The organism is Hydrogenophaga taeniospiralis, from assembly GCF_020510445.1.
In the GTDB taxonomy this organism is placed as follows: Bacteria; Pseudomonadota; Gammaproteobacteria; order Burkholderiales; family Burkholderiaceae_C; genus Hydrogenophaga.
In genome coordinates, this window is record NZ_JAHBAG010000001.1 from 2,325,574 (window position 1) to 2,348,383 (window position 22,810).

Genomic DNA, 22,810 nt, shown 5'->3' on the forward strand with positions numbered 1-22,810 from the left:
CCTTTAGACTTTGTGGGTCCAACGTTCAACGCCCGCCCCGGCGCATGACGGCATGCCCACCCTGCCCACCTTCTTGCACTCCCTGCGCAGCCTGGCGCTCGCGCTGGGGCTGGCCACGGGTGTTGCCTGGGCGTCCGAGGCGCCGTTGTGGTTCGACGCGGGCCGGCCCAGGCCCCAGGCCTGGCAGGCGGTGGAGCTGCTGGCCGATGCGCCCGGTCATGGGCTGGTGGCCGAAGACTACGGCGTCGATGCGCTGGGCCGGCAGGTGGCCGAAGCGGCCCTGGAGCCTGCACTGGATGACCAGGCCCAGGAGCGGCTGGCGCAGGCGCTCAGCGGGGCCATGCAGCGCTATCTGAGCGACCTGCACCAGGGCCGGCTGGACCCACGCCAGATCGGTCACCATTTCGATCCGCCACCGCGCGATGGCTTTGACCCGGCGGCACGGCTGCGCGAGGGCCTACGGGCCGGACGGCTGGCCGATCTGGTGCGCGAGGCCGCGCCACGCTTGTCGCAGTACGAAGCGCTGCGCCAGGCCCTGGCCCGCATGCGGGCGCTGGCGGACCACCCCGCCTGGCAGCAGGAACTGCCCCCGTTGCCGCACCCGGCCCGTCAGAAACCGGGCCGACCCGGCAAGCTGGAGCCCGGTCAGACCTGGGCCGGCATGGCCTTGCTGGCCGAACGGCTGCGACTGCTGGGCGACCTGGCCGCCGACGAGCCGCTGCCGGCGGTCTACGAAGGCGTGTGGGTGGAAGCGGTCCAGCGGTTCCAGGAGCGCCATGGGCTGGAGGTGGACGGTGTGGTCGGCAAGGACACCTGGGCCGCGTTGCGGGTGACGCCGGGCGAGCGCGCGCAGCAGATCGCCCTCAATCTGGAGCGGCTGCGCTGGACGCCGCTGACCGAGGCCGAACGCATGATCGTGGTCAACATCCCGGAGTTCGTGCTGCGGGCCTACGAGATCCGCGAAGGCCGCATCGTCATCCACCAGACCATGAAGATCATCGTGGGCAAGGCCTTGGACACGCGCACGCCCGTGTTCGGAGAGGAAATGCGCAGCATCGAGTTCAGCCCCTACTGGAACGTGCCGCCGTCGATCGCGCGCAGCGAAACCGTTCCCAAGCTCCGGCGCGACCCCGCTTACCTGGCGCGCGAGGAGATGGAATTTGTGTTGGCCGATGGACGCATCGGCACCGAGGTCACCCCGGACGTATTGGCCGAGGTGATGGCCGGGCGCGCCCGCATACGCCAGCGCCCCGGGCCGAAGAATGCGCTCGGCGCGGTCAAGTTCTCTTTCCCGAACCGCGACAACATCTACCTGCACCACACGCCCGCGGCGCAGCTCTTTGGCAAGGGCCGCCGCGACTTCAGCCACGGTTGTGTGCGCGTCGAGCGTCCGGTGGAGCTGGCCCTGTTCGTGCTGCAGGACATGCCCCAGTGGACGGAGCAGCGTGTGCGCGAAGCCATGGCCGCGGGCCGCTTGCAGACCGTGCGGCTGGCCACACCGGTGCCGGTGCTGATCACCTATGGCACGGCGCTGGTGAAACAGGGGCGCCTGCATTTTTATCCCGACATCTACGGCCACGACCGCGAGCTGGCCGAGGCCCTGCAACAGCGCAGGACCACACCGGCGAGGCCCACCGCGGCCACCCGTTGAGCCGCCTGCCCACCTGAGCCGGCACGGGCCGCGCCCTTTACATCACACGGGCCACCCCGCGCAGCACGTTCGATTTTTGAGATGCCTGGCAGCAGGGTTTTGCGGTGTCGTTTGACATGCAAGTATTTACTTGCATATTATCTGATCCGTGTCTGGGGCATCGGCACTGCCGCCACCGCCCCGCACGCCGTGTTTTCAATCAACCCGCAAGGAGCAGTCATGGTGGATATCCTGAACAGAGTCGGCATCAAATCGTCCCCGGATGAGGTCTACAAAGCGTTGAGCACGCGCGAAGGCCTGGCTGGCTGGTGGACGACCCACACGCAAGGGGAGGGCAAGGTGGGCAGCGTGATCGCTTTTCGCTTCACGTCCGATGGCGCCGAGCTCGGCGCCATCCACATGAAGGTCCTGGAACTCCAGCCCGCCAAGCGGGTGCTGTGGCAGGTGGTCGATGGCCCCGAAGACTGGATCGGCACCACGGTCAGCTGGGACCTGAGGCAGGAGGGCGACTATTGCGTCGTGCTCCTCAAACACCAGGGCTGGAAGGAGCCGGTGGAATTCATGTACCACTGCACCACCAAGTGGGCGGTCTACATGGTGAGCCTGAAGTCGCTGCTGGAAACCGGCAAGGGCGCGCCCAACCCCCACGACGTCCGGCTCCACGACAAGGACTGATGCACCGCCAACCCGGCACCCGCGCCCGCGCTGGCCAGGCCCGCGGCACCGCCGAACGCATATCATCGTTCGCGGCGCCGGGGTCTGCCTCCTTGACCCACGGCGCGCGTTCCTTGTGGTGAACCTATTTTGTCAACCCGGTTGTCGGACATCGATAAAGTCTTCAAAGCGCTGGCCGACCCGGGCCGCAGGCGCCTGCTGGATCTGCTGCACCAGGACAATGGCCAGACGCTCTCGGCCCTGTGTGAGCACATGGACATGACCCGCCAGGCCGTGACGCAGCACCTGCAGCAGCTCGAAGCGGCCAACCTTGTCGCCGTTGTCTGGCAGGGCCGGGAAAAGCTGCACTACCTGAACCCCGTGCCGCTGCACGAGATTCACGAGCGCTGGATTGGAAAATTCGAGCGCGCCCGCCTGGGTGCCCTGCACGATCTCAAGACGAAACTGGAAGGGGATGGACATGACAAAACCTGACTTCGTGTACGTGACCTACATCGCGACCACGCCCGAGAAGGTGTGGCAGGCCCTGGTGGACACCGACGTGATGCGCCAGTACTGGTGCGGTCTGAGCACGGATTGCCCGGGCTATGTGAACGTGTCGGACTGGCAGCCCGGCTCGCGCTGGGAGCACCAGCCCATGGACGGCTCGGGCGAGGCCCGCATCGTCGGTACGGTGATCGAGAGCCGTGCGCCGCGCCGGCTCGTCTACACCTGGGCCCGGCCGACGGACGCCGAGGACGCGTCGAAACACTCGCGGGTGGCGTTCGACATCGAACTGCACACGGACGGGCTCGTGCGGCTGACCGTCACCCACACCGACCTGGAGCGCGATCCCGAGATGCTCGCGGGCGTGTCGGGCGGCTGGCCGAAGGTGCTCTCGAACCTCAAGACCCTGCTCGAAACCGGCCAGGTGCTTCCGGGCTCCCCGTCGCGGGTCTGACGAAGCGAGCGGGGCCGCGTGGCCACGGCTGCGGTGGCGGTCGGAAATCCGTTTTTGGGTGTCGCTGGGGAAACGGATTTCCGTTCGCTCCGGCGCTTCGCAGGGGCCCCTGGCGCCCGAATTCCGCGGCTTTTTGCCCTTTTTAAGTCCGGGTCCTAGGGTTTGTACCGACTGGCATGGCGCTTGCGCTAAAGCCCGCAAGCCACACCATGACCATGACCCGCTTGCTGCCCTCCCTTCTGCTGCTGTGCTGCGCCCTGAACGCGCAGGCCCAGGCGCCCGTGCTGACCACGCTGCAGAAGATTTCCCAGACGGCCACGATCAACCTGGGGCACCGCGAGTCGTCGGTGCCGTTCTCGTACTACGACGATCGCCGCCAGGTGGTGGGCTATTCGCACGACCTGATGCTGGCGGTGACGGACAGCATCAAGAAGGAGCTCAAACTGCCCGCGCTGGCGGTCAAGCTGGTGCCGGTGACCTCGCAGAACCGCATTCCACTGGTGCAGAACGGCTCGGTGGACCTGGAGTGTGGCTCCACCACACACAACCGCGAGCGGGCGCGCCATGTGGCGTTTTCGGTCTCCATCTTCCAGACCAGTTCGCGCCTGCTCACCCGGGTGAACTCGGGTGTCTCCGGCCTGGCCGATCTGAGCGGGCGGCGCGTGCTTGTCACCGCCGGCACCACGAGCGAGCGCCAGCTCATGCTGCACAGCGAGTCCACCGGCCTGAACGTCGATATCGTCACGGCCAAAGACCATGGCGAGGCGTTCGCGCAGCTGCAGAGCGGGCGGGCAGTGGCGTTCCTGATGGACGAGGCCCTGCTCTACGGGCTGCGCGCCAAGACCGACCGGCCCGAGGACTGGCGCGTGGTCGGCCAGCCGATGGCGACCGAGGTGTACGCCTGCATGCTGCGCAAGGACGACACTGCGTTCAAGGCCGTGGTGGACCGCAGCCTGACGCGGATCATGCAGTCGGGCGAGGCCCTGAAAATCTACCGCCGCTGGTTCCAGAGCCCGATTCCGCCCAAGGGGCTGAACCTGAACTGGCCACCGCCGGACGCGTTGCTGGAGCTGTATCGGTCGCCGACCGATCAACCGTTGGGGTGATCACCATGGCCTGTCTGAACCGTTTTTTCTGGGCCGCGGCCCTGGCTTGCGCGCCGCTGTGGGTGGGGGCCGGTCCGGTGCTCGATCGCATCCAGAAAGAGGGCGTCATCGTGCTGGCGCACCGCGAGTCGTCGGTGCCGTTCTCGTTCCTCGACGCCGGCGGAAAGCCGGTGGGTTATTCGATCGATCTGTGTCTGAAGCTCGCCGAAGCCGTGCGCCAGAAGCTGGCGCTGGGCACCTTGGCCCACCGGTTCGTGCAGGTCACGCCGGCGAACCGCATCGCGGTGGTGGAAGAGGGCCAGGCCGACCTGGAGTGCGGCTCGACCACCAACAACGCCGAGCGCCGCCAGAAGGTGGCCTTCACCGTGCCGCACTACATCACTGGCGCACGCTACCTGGTGCGCACGGACAGCGCGGTGCAGGTGGTGCGCGACTTCCGGGGGCAAAAAGTGGTCTCCACCAAGGGCACGACGCCGCTCAAGGCCGTGACCCGCGCCAACAGCGAATACCTGCTGGGCATCACGGTCCTGGAGGTCGACGACCATTCGCGCGCGGTCGAGATGGTGGAACAGGGCCAGGCCGACGGTTTCGTGATGGACGACGTGCTGCTCTACGGCCTGGCCGCGGGGCGGCCCGACCCCAGCCGCTTCAAGGTGGTGGGCAAGTTCCTGACCATCGAGCCGCTGGCCATCATGCTGCCGAAGAACGACCCGCAGTTCAAGAAACTGGTCGATGACGAGATGAAGCGGCTGATCCAGTCCAGAGAGGCCCACGCCATTTACGACCGCTGGTTCAACCAGCCGATCCCCCCGGCCAACCGGCCCTTGAACCTGCCCATGAACTACCTCTTGAAGGATTTCTGGAAGTACCCCACGGACCAGGTTCCCGGCTGAATATCTTTTTCCTTTCCTCCAACCCACCAACCAGAACAGGTGCATCTCTATGAAGAAATCGTTGTTTGTCGTGGCCGCCATGCTGGCCAGCTCGGCCGCCCTGGCGCAATCCGCCGACACCCTGAAGAAGATCAAGGACAGTGGCTCTGTGACGATGGGCGTGCGTGAAAGCTCGGGTGCCCTGTCCTACACGCTGGGCGACGGCAAGTTCGTGGGTTACCACGTGGAAATTTGCCAGAAGGTGCTGGGCGACATCCAGAAGCAGCTCGGCCTGGCCAAGCTGGATATCAAGTACCAGCCGGTGACCTCGCAGAACCGCATCCCCCTGGTGCAGAACGGCACGGTGGACATCGAATGCGGCTCCACCACCAACAACGCCGCGCGCCAGAAGGACGTTTCCTTCGCCGTGACCACGTTCGTGGAAGAAGTGCGCATCGCGGTGAAGGCCAATTCCGGTATCACCTCCGTGGCCCAGCTCAACGGCAAGAAGGTCGCCACCACCACCGGCACCACCTCCGTGCAGACCCTGCGCAAGAACGAGCGCGCCACCGGCGTGGACTTCGAGCAGGTCTACGGCAAGGACCACGCCGACAGCTTCCTGCTGCTGGAGAGCGGCCGTGCCGACGCCTTCGTGATGGACGGCGCCATCCTGGCCGGCAACATCGCCAAGGCCAAGAACCCGGCCGACTTCAAGATCGTCGGTGAAGTGCTGTCGGTCGAGCCCATCGCCATCATGATCCCCAAGGACGACGCCGCCTTCAAGAAGGCCGTGGACGACAGCGTCAAGGCCATGATGAAGTCGGGTGAAGTGGCCAAGCTGTGGACCAAGTGGTTCGAGCAGCCCATTCCCCCGGCCAACACCAAGGTCGGCATGGTCGCCAACGAAAACACCAAGGCGGCCTGGGCTACCCCGAACGACAAGCCGATGGAAGACTACGCCGTCAAGAAGTAAGGCCCCCACGCTCCGCCGCTGCGCGGGTCGCTGCCCCCCGAGGGGGCTGGGCCTGCCTTGGGGCGGCCCGGCGGCTGGCCCTTTGGCTTTCACGCTCCGCTGCTTTGCGGGTCGCTGCCCCCGGTGAAGACCGGGCGGCTTCTTTTTATTGAGGGAAATCTCCATGAGCACATGGGATTGGCAGGTGTTCTGCAAGGACACCATCGACGGCGAGGTGCGCCCCAGCTGTTTTGGCCAGGGCGGCGACATCACCTACCTGGACTGGCTGCTGTCGGCCTGGGGCTGGACGCTGAGCGTCGCCGTGCTGGCCCTGGTGGTGGCGCTGGTGGTGGGCTCGGTCATGGGCATCTTCCGCACCACGCCCAGCAGGGCGCTGGTGGTGATCGGCAACGTGTGGACCGAGCTGTTCCGCAACATTCCGCTGCTGGTGCAGGTGTTCCTGTGGTACCACGTGCTGCCGGCGCTGATCCTGCCGCTCCAGCAGGTGCCCAGCTTCATTCTGGTGGTGTTCGCGCTGGGCTTCTTCACCTCGGCGCGCATCGCCGAGCAGGTGCGCGCCGGCATCCAGAGCCTGCCCAAGGGGCAGCGCTACGCCGGGCTGGCCATGGGCCTGACGCTGTCGCAGACCTACCGCTACGTGCTGCTGCCGATGGCGTTTCGCATCGTCATCCCGCCGCTGACCAGCGAGAGCATGAACATCATCAAGAACTCCTCGGTGGCGTTCGCGGTGTCCATCGCCGAGCTCACCATGTTCGCCATGCAGGCGCAGGAAGAAACTTCGCGCGGTGTCGAGGTGTACCTGGCCGTGACCGGGCTGTACTTCGTCTCGGCCTTCGTCATCAACCGCATCGCCCTGTTCATCGAACACAAGGTGCAGGTGCCCGGCATGATCGGAGGGCATTGACATGAATCTCGATTTCGCTTTCCTCGACTGGTCGGTCTTTTCGAGCTTCGTGCTCAAGGGGCTGATCTTTTCGGTACAGCTCACGCTGGTGGCGATGCTCGGTGGCATCGCGCTGGGCACGGTGCTCGCGCTCATGCGCCTGTCGGGCAAGAAGTGGCTGGTGATGCCGGCCGCGTTTTATGTGAACACGCTGCGCTCTATCCCGCTGGTGATGGTGATCCTGTGGTTCTTCCTGCTGATCCCGCTGCTGATCGGGCGGCCCATGGGCGCGGAGCTCTCGGCCATCATCACCTTCACGGTGTTCGAGGCGGCCTACTACTCCGAGATCATGCGCGCGGGCATCCAGAGCGTGCCCAAGGGCCAGGTCAACGCCGGTTACGCGGTGGGCATGACCTATGGCCAGACCATGCAGCTGATCGTGTTGCCGCAGGCCTTCCGCAACATGCTGCCGGTGCTGATGACCCAGACCATCATCCTGTTCCAGGACACCTCGCTGGTCTACGCCATCGGGGCCTACGACCTGCTCAAGGGCTTCGAGGTGGCGGGCAAGAACTTCAACCGGCCGGTGGAGACCTACCTCGTGGCCGCCGTCGTCTATTTCGTCATTTGTTTCTCGCTGTCGATGCTGGTGCGTCGCCTGCAGAAGAAGATCGCCATCATCCGCTGAGGATCAGGAGCACAACCATGATCGACATCAAGAACGTTTCCAAGTGGTACGGCAGCTTCCAGGTGCTGACCGACTGCACCACCTCCATCCAGAAGGGTGAGGTGGTGGTGGTCTGCGGCCCCTCGGGTTCGGGCAAGTCCACCCTGATCAAGACCGTGAACGCGCTGGAGCCCTTCCAGAAGGGCGACATCGTGGTCGACGGCGTCAGCATCGCCGACCCCAAGACCAACCTGCCCAAGCTGCGCAGCCGCGTGGGCATGGTGTTCCAGCACTTCGAGCTGTTCCCGCACCTCACCGTGACCGAGAACCTCACGCTGGCGCAGATCAAGGTGCTGGGCCGCAACGCCGATGAGGCCAAGACCCGTGGTTTGAAGATGCTGGACCGCGTGGGCCTGATGGCGCACAAGGACAAGTTCCCCGGCCAACTCTCGGGTGGCCAGCAGCAGCGCGTGGCGATTGCGCGCGCGCTGAGCATGGACCCGATCGTGATGCTGTTCGACGAGCCGACCTCGGCGCTCGACCCCGAGATGGTGGGCGAGGTGCTGGACGTGATGGTCAAGCTCGCCCAGGAGGGCATGACCATGATGGTGGTGACGCACGAGATGGGTTTTGCCAAGAAGGTCAGCCACCGCGTGATCTTCATGGATGCCGGCAAAATCGTCGAAGATTGCCCGCGCGATGCGTTCTTCGGAAACCCGGACGCGCGTTCACCCCGGGCCAAGGATTTCCTCTCAAAAATCCTGGCCCACTGATACCGGTTTGCCTTCAAAGCGATAACTGCGTTGCTGAAGCCTTGCCGTGCTATAGCACTGTCTGCGGCTTCGCGCCTTGTTCTCACTTTGAATGCAAAGCCGTATGAGCCTTTCTTTTTGAGGTCGTCATCCACCCAGCACAGCCGTTCGGTCCGCCTCCACCCCCGCCGCGCCGCCGGCCCGGGGTGGCCCTGCGGCGCGCGCTGCTGGCGCTGGTGGCCCTGGCCCTCGTGGCCGCGTCGGGCTATGCGGTCTATGAGCGCAGCTTTGCCCAGGGCGCGAGCAGCCTGAAGGCCGCGTCCAACGGCCGGCTCGATCTGTTTGCCTCGGTGGTGGAGGCCCGTGTGCGGCGCCTGGAGCCGGTGCCGGCGACCATCCAGCTCAACCCCGTGGTGGTGCGGCTGCTGCAGACGCCCAGCGCCGCGCACGCCGACGCCGCCAACGACTACCTGTCCCGCCTCAATGCCCACCTGGGCAGCCTGGCGGTGTTTGTGCTGGACGTGCGCGGTGTGGTGCGGGCCTCCAGCAACGCGGTGCAGCGCGACGACAGCCTGCGCGGCGAAGATGTTTCGTACCGCCCGTACTTTCTGGAGGCCCTGGCCGGGCGCTCGACGCGCCACTTCGCCATCGGCAGCGGTGGGTATGCGGGCTATTTCGCGTCGCACCCCATTTACGACGGCCCCCGGGTGGTGGGGGTGGCGGCCATCAAGATCGGACTGGACGCGCTGGAACAGACCTGGCCGATGCTGGGTGCGCCCGCGCTGGTGGCCGACGCCAACCAGGTGGTGATCCTGTCGTCCCAGCCCGCGTGGCGGTACACCTCGCTAGCACCCTTGCCCACCGAGCGCCGGGTGGACTTGCAATTGGCCCAGACCTACGGCGCCCTGCGCCTGCCCCTGTTCCCGTTGAAGGTGGAACTCTCGGTGGACGAGGACACGCAAGAGGTGCAGGGCCTGCTGCGCGGCGACGAGGCCAAGGTGTCGGCGGCGCTGGGCCAGGCGCGCAACCGGGCGGACTTCATGGTCCTGGGGCGTTCGCTGGACGGCATGGACTGGCGGGTGCTGATCTTCACCAGCCTGGCGTCGGTGCGGCACCAGGCCTTGCTGGACGGCGTGGGCGGCGCCGTGTCCGTGGCCTTCCTGATCCTGCTGGCGCTCTTCTGGGCGCAGCGCCAGCGCATCGAGCGCCAGAAGCTGGGCGCCAAACGCCTGCTCGAGCAGGCCAACGCCGAGCTGGAGCAGGAGGTGGGTCGAAGGACGCAGGAACTCACCGACGCCAACACCTTGTTGCGCAAAGAGGTTGCCGAGCGCGAGCAGACCGAAAAGACCCTGCGTGCGGCGCAGGACGGCCTGGTGCACGCGGGCAAGATGGCCGTGCTGGGCCAGCTCGCCGCCAGCATCACCCACGAGCTCACGCAGCCGCTGGGCGCGATCCGCACCCTGTCGGGCAACGCGGCCGAATTCCTGCGGCGGGGCAACGCCGCCGCGGCGCAGGACAACCTCTCGATCATGGCCCGGCTGGTGGAGCAGATGGCGCGCATCATCGACCCGCTCAAGAGCTTTTCGCGCAAGTCGACCGCCTGCCCCGAGGCGACCGACGCGGGCCGCGTGGTGGAGCAGGCGCTGTTCCTGTTCCAGCTGCGCCTGCGCCACGAAAAGGTGGAGGTCGACAACCGCTGCCAGCCCGGGCAGTGGACGGTGTGGTGCGACGCCAACCGGCTGGAGCAGGTGCTGATCAACCTGATCGGGAACGCGCTCGATGCCCTGCGCGACGCGCCGCACAAGCGGCTGCAGATCACGGCCGAACCGCTGCCGGCGGCGCAGCCGCCCGCGCTGGCGATCCATGTGCAGGACAGCGGCAAGGGCCTGAGCGAGACCGACCTGGCGCACCTGTTCCAGCCTTTCTACACCACCAAGGCCAGTGGCGCCGGCCTTGGGCTGGGCCTGGTGATCTGCCGCGACATTGCCGCAGAATTCCAGGGTGAACTGCAGGCGCACAACGTCCCCGGTGGCGGTGCCTGTTTCACGCTCACCGTGCCCCTCTGGCAAGCTTCCATGCACCCGAAAACCCCTGTGACCCCATGAACCGCGCCCTGACCGTCCTTTTGGTGGAAGACGATGCCGCCGTGCAGCTGGGCTGCGTGCAGGCGCTGCAACTGGCCGACATCCCGGTGCGCGCCTTCGATTCGGCCGAGGCCGTGTTGCCCCACATCAGCCCCGGGCTTGCCGGCGTGATCGTGACCGACATGCGCCTGCCTGGGGCCGACGGCCTGTCGGTGATCTGCGAGGCGCGCGACATCGACCCCGACCTGCCGGTGATCATGATCACCGGCCACGGCGACGTGAACCTGGCCGTCCAGGCCATGCGCAGCGGCGCCTACGACTTCATCCCCAAGCCCTTCTCGCCCGAGCAGCTGGTGGAGGTGGTGCAGCGCGCGCTGGAGAAGCGCCGCCTGACGCTGGAGGTGGCGAACCTGCGCCGCGCGCTGTCGCTGAGCGAAGGCCTGGAAGGCCAGCTGGTGGGCCATTCCCCCGCCATCCGCCGCGTGCGCCAACTGGTGATGGAGGTGGCGGATTCGCCGGTGGACGTGCTCATCCGCGGCGAGACGGGCACCGGCAAGGAAGTGGTGGCCCGCGCCCTGCACGAGCATTCGCGGCGCAGCAAGGCACCCTACGTGGCGCTGAACTGCGGTGGCCTGCCCGACTCGCTGCTGGACAGCGAGCTGTTTGGCCACGAGGCGGGGGCCTTCACCGGCGCTCAGAAGCGCCGCATCGGGCGCATCGAACACGCCCACGGCGGCACCCTGTTTCTGGACGAACTCGAAAGCATGCCGATGGGTGTGCAGGTGAAGCTGCTGCGGGTGCTGCAGGAGCGCAGTCTCGAACGCCTGGGCTCCAACCAGAGCCAGCCGGTGGACGTACGCGTGGTCGCCGCGACCAAGGACGATCTGCTGGCCCGGGCCCAGCAGGGCAGCTTCCGCGCCGACCTGGTGTACCGGCTGAACGTGGTCAACATCGAGCTGCCGCCCCTGCGCGAGCGCCGCGACGACATTCCCATGCTGCTGGAACACTTCATGCTGCTGGCGGCCAGCCGGTATGGCCGTCAGCAGCCCAAGCTTCCCCAGGCCCAGCTGCGCCAGCTCATGGCGCGGGACTGGCCCGGCAACGTGCGCGAGCTGCGCAACGTGGCCGATGCGCTGGTGCTGGGCGTTGGCCCGCAGTGGGTGTCACCGCACGGACCGGCGCCCGATGGCTCCGGGGGCGAGGCGCAGCCCACGCTGACCGAAACGGTGGAGCAGTTCGAGCGCAGCCTGATCGCCGATGCCCTGCAGCGGCACGCCGGCAACGTGGGCCAGACCGCCAAGGCCCTGCGCATCGCCAAGACCACCCTGGTCGACAAGATCCGCAAGCATGGGTTGGGCAAGGGGGAGGCTTGAAGTGAAACACCCCCGCAGCGCTTCGCGCGACACCTGACGCCTTCTAGGGCGGCGGCACCAGTTGTCCGGCAAAGCCGGCCCGGCGCTCAGGCACTCAGCGCGCGCAACACCTCTTCGGCCGTGGCCGGCGCGTTCACCAGCAGCGCATCGCCGCCCGCCTGCGCCACCGCGTCGCGCAGCGCCTCGTACACGCTGATGGCCAGCATGAGCGGGGGCTCGCCCACGGCCTTGCTGCCGTGCACGTTGTCCTCGCGGTTGGCTTCGGGCCAGAGCGCGATCTTGAAGTGCGCGGGCACGTCGCCGGTGGCGGGAATCTTGTAGGTGCTGGGGGCGTGGGTCTGCAGATAGCCTTTGCCGTTCCACACCAGTTGTTCGGTGGTGAGCCAGCCCATGCCCTGGATGAAACCGCCTTCGATCTGGCCGATGTCGATGGCCGGGTTGATGCTGTGGCCGACGTCGTGCAGGATGTCCACCTTCAGCACGCGGTACTCGCCCGTGAGTGTGTCGATAGCGACTTCGCTGACCGCCGCACCGTAGGCAAAGTAGTAGAACGGCCGGCCGGTGAGGGTGGTCTTGTCGTAGTGGATCTTGGGCGTGCGGTAGAAGCCGTCGCTCCAGAGCTGGATGCGGTTGGCGTAGGCCGCGCCCACCACGTCTTCCCAGCGGCGCGTGCTCTTGTCGGTGACGACCTGGCCGCCTTCGAAGCGCACCGCGCCTGCGCCGCAGCCGTCGAGCCCGGCCACGAAAGCGGCCAGGTTGTCGCGCACGCGGCGCGCGGCGAACTGCGCAGCGCGGCCGTTCAGGTCGGTGCCGCTGCTGGCCGCGGTGGCGCTGGCGTTGGGCACCTTGCTGGTGTCGCTGGCGGTGGCGAGCACGCGCTCGAACGGCACGCCGAGTTCGTCGGCCACGATCTGCGCCACCTTGGTGTTCAGGCCCTGGCCCATCTCGGTGCCGCCGTGGTTCACCATCACGCTGCCATCGGTGTAGACGTGCACCAGCGCACCGGCCTGGTTGAACAGGGTGGCGGTGAAGCTGATGCCGAACTTGACCGGTGTGAGCGCCAGGCCTTTCTTGATGACGGGGCTGCTGGCGTTCCACGCGGCGATCTGTTCGCGCCGCTCGCGGTAGCCGCTGGTCAAGGCCAGTTGCGACATCAGCGGTTCGAGGATGTTGTCTTCCACCTTCATCTGGTAGTGGGTGACGTTGCGTTCCGTGATGCCGTACAGGTTGCGCAGCCGCACGTCCAGGGGGTCCAGTCCCAGCGTGCGCGCGATGTCGCCGAGGATGCGCTCGATCACGATCACGCCCTGCGGGCCGCCGAAGCCGCGGAAGGCGGTGTGGCTCTGGGTGTTGGTTTTGCAGCGGTAGCTGGAGACGGCCACGTCTTCGAGGAAGTAGGCGTTGTCGGCGTGGAAGATGGCGCGGTCGGCCACCGGGCCGGAGAGGTCGGCGCTGAAGCCGCAGTTGACCAGCATCTCCAGCTCCAGCCCGCATAGCAGGCCGCTGTCATCAAAGCCCACGCGGTAGTGGTAGGCGAAGGGGTGGCGCTTGCCGGTGATCATGAAATCGTCGTCGCGGTCCAGCCGCAGCTTGACCGGGCGTTTCAGCTGGTTCGCGGCGATGGCGGCCCACACGGCCAGGTGGCCGGCCTGTGTTTCCTTGCCGCCAAAGCCGCCGCCCATGCGCCGGCATTCGACCGTGACAGCATGGTTCGGCAGCCCCAGGGCGTGCGACACCCAGTGCTGCACCTCGCCGGGGTGCTGGGTGCTGCTGTAGACCCACCACTGGTTCTGCTCCAGCGGCAGCACGTAGGCGACCTGGCCTTCGAGGTAGAAATGTTCCTGGCCGCCGACTTCGAAACGGCCTTCGAGCTGGTGCGGCGCGCGCCGGAGCGCGGCCTTCGGATCGCCCCGGCGCACCTGCACGGGTGGCAACACGTAGCTTTCCAGCGCGTGCGCCTCGTGCACGTTGAGCACGGCGGGCAGTGGCTCGATGTCCAGCTTCACGAGCCGCGCGGCGCGGCGCGCGGTCATCACGTCGTCGGCCACCACCAGCGCGATCACCTGGCCGGTGAACAGCACGGTGTCGAGCGCGAACACCGGTTCGTCGTGCGCGAAGGCGGCCAGCGTCGTGTCGCCGGGGATGTCGCCCGCGTCGATCACCGCGCGCACGCCGGGCAGGGCCAGCGCGGCGGAGGCGTCGAGCTTGCGCAGGATGCCGTGGGCCACGGGCGAGCAGACCGGCGCCGCGTGCAGCGTGCCGCGCACCTCGGGGATGTCGTCGATGTAGGTGGCGGCGCCGGCCACCTGGGCGCGGGCGCTTTCGTGGATTTTGGATTGACCGGCTGCGGACAGTCCCGTTCGGGCCAGGCCCGCCGAAGCCTTTGCGAGTCCTTCGACGGGCTTGGGTTTCTGCATCACGAGTTTCAGATCGGGCGCGTTCATGCCAGGGCCTCCAGCGTTGCCGCGTTCAGGCTGTCGAGGTTGATGGTATTCATGCCCTGGCTCTCCAGCCAGAAGCGCTGCAGCAGGTTGCCCAGCACGGTCTGGCGGTAGGCGGCGCTGGCGCGCATGTCGCTGATGGGCTGGAACTCGGCGCGCAGCGCGGCGGTGGCCGCCATCACGGTGTCGGCGTTCCAGCGGTGGCCGAGCAGGGCGGCTTCGGTCTGGCGCGCGCGGGCCGGCGTGGCGGCCACGCCGCCCGCGCCGATGGAGACTTGCCGCACGACGCCATCGTTCAGGGTCATCTGGATCGCGAGGCAGACGGCAGAAATGTCGTCGTCGAAGCGTTTGCTGATCTTGTAGACCCGCATGAACTCACGGCCCTCACCCCCGCCCTCTCCCGCAAGCGGGAGAGGGAGTGAAGACACGTCTGGCGAGAGGGATTTGCTCCCTCTCCCGCTTGCGGGAGAGGGTTGGGGTGAGGGTGCACCCGGCCGTGGCACCTTGATCCAGCACAGCAGCTCGTCCGCCCGCATCACATTCGTTCGATACCCGGTGTACAGGTCTTCCAGCCGCAGTTCGCGGTGGGTGATCTCGCCGCCGGTGGCGGTCTTCTTCCAGCGCATCAGCACCACGCTGGCACCCAGCGCGATCAACAGCGGCATGGAGTCGCCGATGGGCGAGCCGTTGGCCACGTTGCCGCCCAGCGTGCCGGCGTTGCGCACCGGCAGGCCGGCAAAGCGCTGGCTGAAGGTCTGGAGCTGCGGGCGCTCGGCCACCAGCGCGGCAAAGGCATCGGTCAGCGAGACGGCCGCGCCGATGGCGATGTGGTGCGGGTAGGTTTCCACGCGCTGCAGCTCGCGCGCGGCCGTCACGTCCAGCACGCGCTCGAAACGCTGGTGCAGTTTCGTGACCCACAGGCCCACGTCGGTGCAGCCGGCCACGACCTGGGCCTTGGGAAACTTCGCCCGTTGCTGCAGCAGCGCGGCCAGCGTGGTGGGGCGCAGGTAGTTTTCATCGCCGTTCTGGCGGGGCTGCAGCGCCTTGAGCGCCGCCAGCGTGGCCGCCTCGTCCCCGCCACAGCCGGCGGGCAGCGGCAGGTTGCCCATTTTTTCAGCGGCCTCAAGGATGGGGCGGTAGCCGGTGCAGCGGCAGAGGTTGCCCGAGAGGTCCACTTGGGCCTGTTCTCGCGTGATGAGGCCTTTTCCGCCACCACCGAGCGCCGATGGGCCGCCCCTGAGCGCGAGAGCCCCCTCGGGGAGCGTGGGGGCAATATGGCTTTGGTACATGCCGAACAGGCTCATCACGAACCCCGGCGTGCAGAAACCGCACTGGCTGCCGTGGCACTGCACCATGGCTTCCTGCGCCGGGTGCAGCTCGCCGTTTTCCGCGGCCAGGTCTTCGGCGGTGAACACCGCCATGCCGTCCACCGAATGGGCCAGCCGGATGCAGCTGTTGACCGCCCGGTAGCGCAGCTGGCCGTCCACCGCCTCGCCCAGCACCACGGTGCAGGCGCCGCAGTCCCCTTCGCCGCAGCCCTCCTTGGTGGCGGTGAGGTGCAGGTCTTCGCGCAACACCTCCAGCAGGGTGCGCTCGGGTGCTACATTGCCCACCGCCACGGGCTGGCCGCGCCGGACGAATCTCAGGGTTTGTGCGGAGTTTCTGGAAATCATGCGCGCCAGCATAGCGCCCACCCCATGGCACAACATATGCTCAGCCATATGGCCCGAATGCCAAAACAGCCATTCAAACGCATAGCCTCAGGGTATGAAATACGTGTCCATGTTCGACAAGATTGATCTGCACTTGATCCGCGTGCTGCACACCGTGCTGACCGAGCGCAGCGTGTCGCGCGCGGCGCTGCGCCTGGGCATGTACCAGCCGGCGGTCAGCGCATCGCTCAAGCGCTTGCGCGAACTCGCCGGCGACCCGCTTTTGGTGCGCTCGGGCTCCGGCATGGTGCCCACCGTGGCCGGGCTGCGCATGATCGAACCGGCGGCCGACATCCTGCGCAGCGCCGAGGTGCTGTTTTCCGACGCCCGCAGCTTCGACCCCACCACCGCCCACCACACCTTCAGCCTGGCCGCCAGCGACTACCTGGACCCGCTGTTCCTGCCCCAGTTGGTCACGCAGATCAAGAGCTTGGCGCCGCACTGCCCGATCGAGATCCACCCGCTCTCGGCCGATTCCGACTACCGCAACCACCTGGCCCAGGGCGATGTGGACGTGGTCATCGGCAACTGGCCGCTGCCCCCCGGCGACCTGCACCTGGGCCGGTTGTTCGGCGACGAGGTGGTGTGCCTGGTGTCCAACCAGCACCCGGCGGTGCGCCGCGGCTGGGACGTGGAGGCCTGGCTGAGCGCCGAACACATCGCCCCCACGCCCACCCACCCCGGCGCGCGCGGCGTGATCGACGACCACCTGGCCAGCCAGGGCCTGGTGCGCAACATCACCGCGCGCTGCCCGCATTTCGGGCTCATCCCGGCCATGGTGGCGGGCAGCCTGCTGGTGCTGACCACCGGGCGCCAGTACTGCGAGCGCTACACCGGCGTGCTGCCGGTGCAGGTGCTGCCGTGCCCGGTGCCGTTCCCGCGCATGATGTATTACCAGCTCTGGCACGAGCGCACCCACAGCTCGGCCGCCGGGCGCTGGCTGCGCGATCAGGTCAAGAGCGTGGCGGCCTCGCTGCGCCGGCTTGAGTCCGACGTGGCGGCGGCTTGAACCGGAAATGAAAAGAACCATGAGCCTGCCGAGACGCTTCCTGCTGGTCATCTGCGCCAGTCTGGCACTGTCGCCTTTGATCGCACGGGCCGATGCCGATCTCCCGGAAGCTGCGGTCTATGCCGCCTTGTTCGAGCATCTTGCGCCCAAAGATGGGGCTGCGCGCACCGTGGTGCTGGGCACCCAGCCTTCTGGCCGAGACGAGGTCTTCGCTGCCGCGGGTCCGACCGAAAGCATGGAAGAAGCGCTCCGCCGTGGGGTGCCTGAGGCCAGTCCAGCGCTGCGTGCCGCCTTTCTTGGCGAGTTGAAGAGGGCTGCGCCTTTGAAGGCGCATGAACTGCCGGACAAGTCCACATTGAAGTTTCAACTGGTGCCCCAGCAGGAACTTGACGATCTTTTCCAGTCGATCCCGACGTCGGAGGCTTGGGCCCGGTTCCATCGGCGCTTTCCCCAGGCCAGCGCCCGGATGAGCTTGTCCCGCCCGGTGATGGACCCGGGCACGGATACCGCGCTCGTGTATGTGGGCTCGTCCTGCGGGCGCCTGTGTGGTGGAGGCTGGCTGGTCTTCATGACCAGGCAAGGTGGTGTCTGGCTTGTTTCACGCGAGGTGCAGCTGTGGATCGCTTAGTTTCAGATATCCCCACGTGGGCGGCTGAGGCGCAATGGGGCTCTGGCCTTGTTGTCTTGAATGGCATCGAAGGAATGAGAGCAAAAGAATGACCACTCCCCGACTCCAGCTCACCGGCATCACCAAGCGCTACCCCGGCGTGGTGGCCAACAACGGTGTTTCGCTCAGCGTTGCGCCCGGCGAGGTGCACGCGGTGCTGGGCGAAAACGGCGCGGGCAAGTCCACGCTGATGAAAATCATCTACGGTTCGGTCAAGCCCGACGAGGGCTCGGTCATGTTCAACGGCCGGCCGGTGCACGTGCGCAACCCGCAGGAGGCGCGGGCGCTGGGCATCAGCATGGTGTTCCAGCACTTCAGCCTGTTCGACACGCTGACCGTGGCGGAAAACGTCTGGCTGGGGCTCGACAAGTCGCTCACCCTGCCCGAGGTCAGCGCCAGCATCACGGCCAAGGCGGCCGAATACGGCCTGGACATCGACCCCTCGCGCCCGGTGCACACGCTCAGCGTGGGCGAGATGCAGCGGGTGGAGATCATCCGCGCGCTGCTGACCAGCCCGCAGCTGTTGATCCTGGACGAGCCGACCTCGGTGCTCACGCCGCAAGCGGTGGAGAAGCTGTTTGTGGTGCTCAACAAGCTCGCGTCCGAGGGCTGCAGCATCCTCTACATCAGCCACAAGCTGCACGAGATCCGCGAGCTCTGCACCGCCTGCACCGTGCTGCGCGGCGGCCAGGTCACGGGGGTGTGCGACCCGCGCGAGGAAAGCAACGCCTCGCTCTCGCGCCTGATGATCGGCGCCGAGCCGCCCGCGCTGAACGTGCGCGCGCTCCACGCCGGCGCCACCGTGCTGGAGGTGAGCGGCCTCACGCTGGCCAGCGACGACCCGTTTGGCACCGACCTGAACGGCATCGCGCTCACGGTGCGGGCCGGCGAGGTGGTGGGCATCGCGGGTGTGTCGGGCAACGGCCAGAGCGAGCTGCTGGTCTGTCTCTCGGGCGAAGACCGGCGCGCGCCGCCGGGCAGCATCCGCGTGGCCGGCAAGGACGCCTCGCGCTACGGGCCGGGCAAACGCCGCGCGCTCGGTTTGCATTTCGTGCCCGAAGAGCGCCTGGGCCGCGGCGCCGTGCCCACGCTTTCGCTGGCGCAGAACCTGCTGCTGTCCCGGCGCGACGCGCTGGGCGCGGGCGGCTGGATCAAGGTTGGCGCGCTCAGGGCCCAGGCGGCGGGGGTCATCGCGCGCTACAACGTCAAGGCCAACGGGCCGGACGCGGCCGCCAAGTCGCTCTCGGGCGGCAACCTGCAGAAGTTCATCGTCGGCCGCGAGATCGAAGCCAAGCCCAAACTGTTGATCGTGAGCCAGCCCACCTGGGGCGTGGACGTGGGCGCCTCGGCACAGATTCGCGGCGAAATCCTGGCGTTGCGCGACGCCGGTTGCGCGGTGCTGGTGGTGAGCGAAGAGCTCGACGAGTTGTTCGAGATCAGCGACCGCCTGCACGTGATCGCCAAAGGGCGGCTCTCGCCCAGCCTGGACCGTGCCGAGGCCACCATCGAGCACATCGGCGAGTGGATGTCGGGCCTGTGGGACGCCCAGGGCGCACCGAACAACAAGAACGAGGAGACCGCCCATGCTGCGGCTTGAAGTCCGTCCCCAGCCGTCCAAGGGCTGGGGCTACGCCTCGCCGCTGCTGGCGCTGGCCATCACGGTGGTGATCGGTGTGGTCCTGTTCGCCGTGCTCGGCAAGGACCCGGTGCGTGGCCTGCAGGTGTTTTTCTGGGAGCCCATCAAGAGCAGCTATGCCCTGTCGGAGCTGATGGTCAAGGCCACACCCTTGTTGATCATCGCGCTCGGGCTGGCCGTGTGTTTCCGCTCCAACGTGTGGAACATCGGCGCCGAGGGCCAGTACCTGATCGGCGCCATCTTCGCCGCCGGGGTGGCGCTCACGGCGGACAAGACCACCGGCCCCTGGATCGTGCCCGCCATCATCGCCGCCGGCGTGCTCGGCGGCATGGTCTGGGCCGGCATCACCGCGCTGCTGCGCGACCGCTTCAACGCCAACGAAATCCTGGTCAGCCTGATGCTGGTCTACGTGGCCGTGCAGGTGCTCAACTTCCTGGTCTACGGCCCCTGGAAAGACCCGCTGGGCTACAACTTCCCGCAGACCAAGACCTTCGAGGCCGTCACGCAGATCCCCAGGCTGATGCAGGGCTCGCGCGTCAACATCGGCCTGCTGCTGGCCCTGGCCGGCGTGGGCGCGGTCTGGGTGTTTCTGTTCCGCACCTACGCGGGCTACGGCCAGCTGGTGGGCGGGCTGGCGCCGGCCGCGGCGCGCTACGCCGGCTTTTCCTCGCGCAAGGCGCTGTGGATCGCGCTGCTGACCTCGGGTGGCATGGCCGGCCTGGCCGGTGCGCTGGAGGTGGCCGGCCCGATCGGCCAGCTCACGCCCTACGTGCCGGCGGGCTACGGTTTCGCTGCCATCATCGTGGCCTTCGTCGGGCGGTTGCACCCGGTGGGCATCGTGTTCTCGGCCATCCTCATGAGCATGTTCTACATCGGCGGCGAGCTGGCGCAGTCGCGCCTGGGCCTGCCGAAATCGATCACCGGCGTGTTCCAGGGCCTGCTGCTGTTCGCGCTGCTGGCCTGTGACACGCTCATCGCCTACCGGATCAGATACATCCCCGCCGCGCTGCGCGCGACCCCCTCCAGAGGTCGGAGCCTGCAGACCGGCCAAGCCGGTTCTGCGGCGCCTCTGGGTTCGGTTGCCGGCGCTCAGTCGCCAGTGGTGTCTGGTTCCGTTCAGGCTGGTCAGGAGTGAATATGGAATCCCTTGCCCTGCTCTTCGCTTCGTCGCTCAACGCCGGCACCGTGCTGGCCATCGCTTCGCTGGGCCTGCTCATCAACGAGAAGGCCGGCATCGTCAACCTGGGCGCCGAGGGCATGATGCTCTGCGCCGCGCTGGCCGGTTTCGCCACCGTGGTGCACACCGGCAGCACGCTGGCCGGTTTTGCCGCGGGCATGGCGGCGGGGGCTTTTCTGGCGGCCATCTTCGGCGGCCTGGTGATCTGGCTCAACACCAACCAGTACGCCACGGGGCTGGCGCTGTCGCTGTTCGGCGCGGGCTTCTCGGCCTTCGCGGGCACCCGCTACGTACAGGAAAAGCTGCCCGAGCAGATGCAGTTCAACATTCCCCTGCTGGGCGACATCCCGCTGCTGGGGCCGGCGCTGTTCCGCCACCACCCCATGGTCTACGTCTGCGTCGGCATCGTCTTCGGGCTGATCTGGTTCCTCTACCGCACGCGCGCCGGCCTGGTGCTGCGCAGCGTGGGCGAGAGCCCCGAGTCGGCCCACGCGCTGGGCTACCCGGTGCGGCGCATCCGGCTCATGGCGGTGATGGCCGGGGGCGCGCTCTGCGGGCTGGCCGGCGCCTATGTGTCCACCATCTACACGCCGCTGTGGGTCGAGGGCATGATCGCCGGCAAGGGCTGGATCGCGCTGGCGCTCACCACCTTCGCCACCTGGCGCCCGGCCCGGGTGCTGCTGGGGGCCTACCTGTTCGGCGGCGTCACCATGCTGCAGTTCCACCTGCAGGGTATTGGCGTGAATGTACCCAGCCAGTTCCTGACCATGATGCCTTACCTGGCCACCATCGTGGTGCTGGTGCTGATCTCGCGCAACCCAACCTGGATCCGCATCAACATGCCCAGCTCCATTGGGAAGCCCTTTTATCCCGGCGCATAATCTTTTTTCGGTTTTTGTCACTGTTTCCGTTACCACCAACTCTCCCAACAAAGAGGTTTCCATGACTGACCTGAGCAAACGTTCCCTGATGAAGCTCGCCGCGTTGACCGCGGTGGCCAGCGCCGTGCTGATCGGCTGCGGCAAGAAGGAAGAGGCGGCACCCGCGCCGGCTCCCGCACCCGCCGCGGTCGAGGCGCCCAAGGCCGAGCCGCTGAAGATCGCGTTTGCCTACGTCGGCCCGGTGGGCGACGGCGGCTGGACCTTTGCCCACGACAACGGCCGCAAGGCGGTCGAGGCCGAGTTCGGCGACAAGGTGGTGACCAGCTTCGTGGAAAACGTGCCCGAGAGCGCCGACGCCGAGCGCGTGCTGCGCGATCTGGCCGGCCAGGGCAACAAGCTGATCTTCGGCACCACCTTCGGCTACATGGAGCCCATGCTCAAGGTGGCGCCCGACTTCAAGGAGGTGAAGTTCGAACATGCCACCGGCTACAAGACGGCCGAGAACATGCGCACCTACGACAGCCGCACCTACGAAGGCGCCTACATGGCCGGCGTGATCGCGGGCAGCATGACCAAGACCAATACCTTGGGTGTGGTGGCCTCGATCCCAATTCCCGAGGTGATCCGAAACATCAACAGCTTCACGCTGGGTGCGCAGTCGGTCAACCCCAAGGTCAAGACCAAGGTGGTCTGGGTCAACGGCTGGTTCGACCCACCGAAGGAGACCGAAGCCGCCACCTCGCTGATCAACGGCGGCGCCGACGTGCTGATGCAGAACACCGACTCCTCGGCCGTGCTGCAGACCGCCGAAAAGCTGGGCAAGCGCGCCTTCGGCTGGGACTCCGACATGACCGCCTACGGCCCCAAGGCCCATCTGGGCTCGGCCGTGATCAACTGGGCGCCGTACTACATCAAGGCCACCAAGGACGCGCTGGAAGGCACCTGGACCACCGGTGGCGTGTGGTGGGGTCACAAGGAAGGCGCGATCGACATGGTGTCCATCGCCGAAGACGTGCCGGCCGAAACCAAGGCCAAGATCGACGCCGTCAAGGCCGGCCTGAAGGACGGCAGCTTTGCCATCTGGAAAGGCCCGATCGTGGACCAGAGCGGCAAGGAAGTGCTGGCCAAGGACACGGTCGCCGACGACGCGTTCCTGGGCGGCGTGAAGTTCTTTGTCAAGGGTGTTGAAGGCAAGGTGCCGAACTGACCCACCCCCGCCGCGCCGCTGGCGCGACCCCCTCAAGGGGGCGATGCGAGTGGACCGGCGGAGCCGGCTCCACCGCATCCTCGGGAAGGCCGTTCGCTCCGAAT

Annotated in this window: 20 protein-coding genes; 18 read left to right on the forward strand and 2 right to left on the reverse strand. The window is 67.1% G+C overall.

Annotated features, from left to right (window positions below; all coding sequences use genetic code 11):
- The first annotated feature begins 52 nt into the window (after positions 1–52).
- The 12 genes from KIH07_RS11135 (at position 53) to KIH07_RS11190 (ending at position 11,976) form a co-directional block, all read left to right on the forward strand.
- The gene (locus tag KIH07_RS11135) at positions 53–1,651 is read left to right on the forward strand and encodes a L,D-transpeptidase family protein (RefSeq protein ID WP_226492028.1); all 1,599 of its coding nucleotides are present in this window, start codon (positions 53–55) and stop codon (positions 1,649–1,651) included.
- A 219-nt stretch (positions 1,652–1,870) separates the two neighbouring features.
- A complete protein-coding gene (locus KIH07_RS11140; RefSeq protein ID WP_226492029.1) occupies positions 1,871–2,326 on the forward strand; it encodes an SRPBCC family protein in 456 nt (151 codons plus the stop codon).
- Positions 2,327–2,476: 150 nt separating this feature from the next.
- Positions 2,477–2,800, forward strand: coding sequence for an ArsR/SmtB family transcription factor (locus KIH07_RS11145; RefSeq protein WP_413465802.1), 324 nt, complete (start codon positions 2,477–2,479; stop codon positions 2,798–2,800).
- Positions 2,787–3,266, forward strand: a complete 480-nt coding sequence (locus KIH07_RS11150; protein WP_226492031.1) for an SRPBCC family protein — start codon at positions 2,787–2,789, stop codon at positions 3,264–3,266. Before KIH07_RS11145 ends, KIH07_RS11150 begins: the two co-directional genes overlap by 14 nt.
- 215 nt (positions 3,267–3,481) lie before the next feature.
- Complete coding sequence (locus KIH07_RS11155) at positions 3,482–4,372, forward strand: transporter substrate-binding domain-containing protein (RefSeq protein ID WP_413465803.1); 891 nt, start codon at positions 3,482–3,484, stop codon at positions 4,370–4,372.
- A gap of 5 nt (positions 4,373–4,377) precedes the next feature.
- On the forward strand, positions 4,378–5,265 hold the full coding sequence (locus tag KIH07_RS11160) for an amino acid ABC transporter substrate-binding protein (RefSeq protein WP_226492033.1): 888 nt from the start codon (positions 4,378–4,380) through the stop codon (positions 5,263–5,265).
- Positions 5,266–5,314: 49 nt separating this feature from the next.
- Complete coding sequence (locus KIH07_RS11165; RefSeq protein ID WP_226492034.1) at positions 5,315–6,217, forward strand: amino acid ABC transporter substrate-binding protein; 903 nt, start codon at positions 5,315–5,317, stop codon at positions 6,215–6,217.
- 163 nt (positions 6,218–6,380) lie between these two features.
- Positions 6,381–7,121, forward strand: a complete 741-nt coding sequence (locus KIH07_RS11170) for an amino acid ABC transporter permease (RefSeq protein WP_226492035.1) — start codon at positions 6,381–6,383, stop codon at positions 7,119–7,121.
- Position 7,122: 1 nt separating this feature from the next.
- Positions 7,123–7,788 (forward strand): amino acid ABC transporter permease, encoded by a 666-nt coding sequence (locus tag KIH07_RS11175; RefSeq protein WP_226492036.1) that lies wholly within the window; start codon positions 7,123–7,125, stop codon positions 7,786–7,788.
- A gap of 17 nt (positions 7,789–7,805) precedes the next feature.
- On the forward strand, positions 7,806–8,540 hold the full coding sequence (locus KIH07_RS11180) for an amino acid ABC transporter ATP-binding protein (protein ID WP_226492037.1): 735 nt from the start codon (positions 7,806–7,808) through the stop codon (positions 8,538–8,540).
- Positions 8,541–8,725: 185 nt separating this feature from the next.
- Positions 8,726–10,624, forward strand: a complete 1,899-nt coding sequence (locus tag KIH07_RS11185; protein WP_226492038.1) for an ATP-binding protein — start codon at positions 8,726–8,728, stop codon at positions 10,622–10,624.
- Complete coding sequence (locus tag KIH07_RS11190) at positions 10,621–11,976, forward strand: sigma-54-dependent transcriptional regulator (protein WP_226492039.1); 1,356 nt, start codon at positions 10,621–10,623, stop codon at positions 11,974–11,976. Before KIH07_RS11185 ends, KIH07_RS11190 begins: the two co-directional genes overlap by 4 nt.
- 86 nt (positions 11,977–12,062) lie before the next feature.
- Here KIH07_RS11190 and xdhB read toward each other — a convergent pair whose 3' ends face one another.
- Both xdhB and KIH07_RS11200 read right to left on the reverse strand, forming a co-directional pair.
- Complete coding sequence (gene xdhB, locus KIH07_RS11195) at positions 12,063–14,420, reverse strand: xanthine dehydrogenase molybdopterin binding subunit (protein WP_226492040.1); 2,358 nt, start codon at positions 14,418–14,420, stop codon at positions 12,063–12,065.
- Entirely contained in the window at positions 14,417–16,090 is a 1,674-nt protein-coding gene (locus KIH07_RS11200) for a xanthine dehydrogenase small subunit (RefSeq protein ID WP_226492041.1), read from the reverse strand. Before KIH07_RS11200 ends, xdhB begins: the two co-directional genes overlap by 4 nt.
- 94 nt (positions 16,091–16,184) lie before the next feature.
- On the opposite strand from KIH07_RS11200, the gene KIH07_RS11205 reads away from it, so the two are divergent.
- The 6 genes from KIH07_RS11205 (at position 16,185) to KIH07_RS11230 (ending at position 22,706) form a co-directional block, all read left to right on the forward strand.
- Positions 16,185–17,138 carry a LysR family transcriptional regulator gene (locus tag KIH07_RS11205; protein ID WP_226492042.1) on the forward strand — a complete coding sequence of 318 codons (954 nt, stop codon included), beginning with the start codon at positions 16,185–16,187 and terminating at the stop codon, positions 17,136–17,138.
- A 19-nt stretch (positions 17,139–17,157) separates the two neighbouring features.
- Positions 17,158–17,766, forward strand: coding sequence for a hypothetical protein (locus KIH07_RS11210; protein ID WP_226492043.1), 609 nt, complete (start codon positions 17,158–17,160; stop codon positions 17,764–17,766).
- Between the two features lie 88 nt (positions 17,767–17,854).
- Complete coding sequence (locus KIH07_RS11215; RefSeq protein ID WP_226492044.1) at positions 17,855–19,402, forward strand: ABC transporter ATP-binding protein; 1,548 nt, start codon at positions 17,855–17,857, stop codon at positions 19,400–19,402.
- Positions 19,389–20,576, forward strand: coding sequence for an ABC transporter permease (locus KIH07_RS11220; RefSeq protein ID WP_226492045.1), 1,188 nt, complete (start codon positions 19,389–19,391; stop codon positions 20,574–20,576). The genes KIH07_RS11215 and KIH07_RS11220 overlap by 14 nt, the downstream gene beginning before the upstream one ends.
- 2 nt (positions 20,577–20,578) lie before the next feature.
- Positions 20,579–21,499, forward strand: coding sequence for an ABC transporter permease (locus KIH07_RS11225; protein WP_226492046.1), 921 nt, complete (start codon positions 20,579–20,581; stop codon positions 21,497–21,499).
- 61 nt (positions 21,500–21,560) lie between these two features.
- Positions 21,561–22,706 carry a BMP family ABC transporter substrate-binding protein gene (locus KIH07_RS11230; protein ID WP_226492047.1) on the forward strand — a complete coding sequence of 382 codons (1,146 nt, stop codon included), beginning with the start codon at positions 21,561–21,563 and terminating at the stop codon, positions 22,704–22,706.
- Positions 22,707–22,810: the final 104 nt, after the last annotated feature.

Excerpts from the sequence above, each read along its gene's own strand:
- KIH07_RS11135 (WP_226492028.1), top strand. The coding sequence starts at position 53 with ATGCCCACCCTGCCCACCTTCTTGCACTCCCTGCGCAGCCTGGCGCTC.
- KIH07_RS11140 (WP_226492029.1), top strand. The coding sequence starts at position 1,871 with ATGGTGGATATCCTGAACAGAGTCGGCATCAAATCGTCCCCGGATGAG.
- KIH07_RS11150 (WP_226492031.1), top strand. The coding sequence starts at position 2,787 with ATGACAAAACCTGACTTCGTGTACGTGACCTACATCGCGACCACGCCC.
- KIH07_RS11155 (WP_413465803.1), top strand. The coding sequence starts at position 3,482 with ATGACCCGCTTGCTGCCCTCCCTTCTGCTGCTGTGCTGCGCCCTGAAC.
- KIH07_RS11160 (WP_226492033.1), top strand. The coding sequence starts at position 4,378 with ATGGCCTGTCTGAACCGTTTTTTCTGGGCCGCGGCCCTGGCTTGCGCG.
- KIH07_RS11165 (WP_226492034.1), top strand. The coding sequence starts at position 5,315 with ATGAAGAAATCGTTGTTTGTCGTGGCCGCCATGCTGGCCAGCTCGGCC.
- KIH07_RS11170 (WP_226492035.1), top strand. The coding sequence starts at position 6,381 with ATGAGCACATGGGATTGGCAGGTGTTCTGCAAGGACACCATCGACGGC.
- KIH07_RS11175 (WP_226492036.1), top strand. The coding sequence starts at position 7,123 with ATGAATCTCGATTTCGCTTTCCTCGACTGGTCGGTCTTTTCGAGCTTC.
- KIH07_RS11180 (WP_226492037.1), top strand. The coding sequence starts at position 7,806 with ATGATCGACATCAAGAACGTTTCCAAGTGGTACGGCAGCTTCCAGGTG.
- KIH07_RS11190 (WP_226492039.1), top strand. The coding sequence starts at position 10,621 with ATGAACCGCGCCCTGACCGTCCTTTTGGTGGAAGACGATGCCGCCGTG.
- xdhB (WP_226492040.1), bottom strand. The coding sequence starts at position 14,420 with ATGAACGCGCCCGATCTGAAACTCGTGATGCAGAAACCCAAGCCCGTC.
- KIH07_RS11200 (WP_226492041.1), bottom strand. The coding sequence starts at position 16,090 with ATGATTTCCAGAAACTCCGCACAAACCCTGAGATTCGTCCGGCGCGGC.
- KIH07_RS11205 (WP_226492042.1), top strand. The coding sequence starts at position 16,185 with ATGAAATACGTGTCCATGTTCGACAAGATTGATCTGCACTTGATCCGC.
- KIH07_RS11210 (WP_226492043.1), top strand. The coding sequence starts at position 17,158 with ATGAGCCTGCCGAGACGCTTCCTGCTGGTCATCTGCGCCAGTCTGGCA.
- KIH07_RS11215 (WP_226492044.1), top strand. The coding sequence starts at position 17,855 with ATGACCACTCCCCGACTCCAGCTCACCGGCATCACCAAGCGCTACCCC.
- KIH07_RS11220 (WP_226492045.1), top strand. The coding sequence starts at position 19,389 with ATGCTGCGGCTTGAAGTCCGTCCCCAGCCGTCCAAGGGCTGGGGCTAC.
- KIH07_RS11225 (WP_226492046.1), top strand. The coding sequence starts at position 20,579 with ATGGAATCCCTTGCCCTGCTCTTCGCTTCGTCGCTCAACGCCGGCACC.
- KIH07_RS11230 (WP_226492047.1), top strand. The coding sequence starts at position 21,561 with ATGACTGACCTGAGCAAACGTTCCCTGATGAAGCTCGCCGCGTTGACC.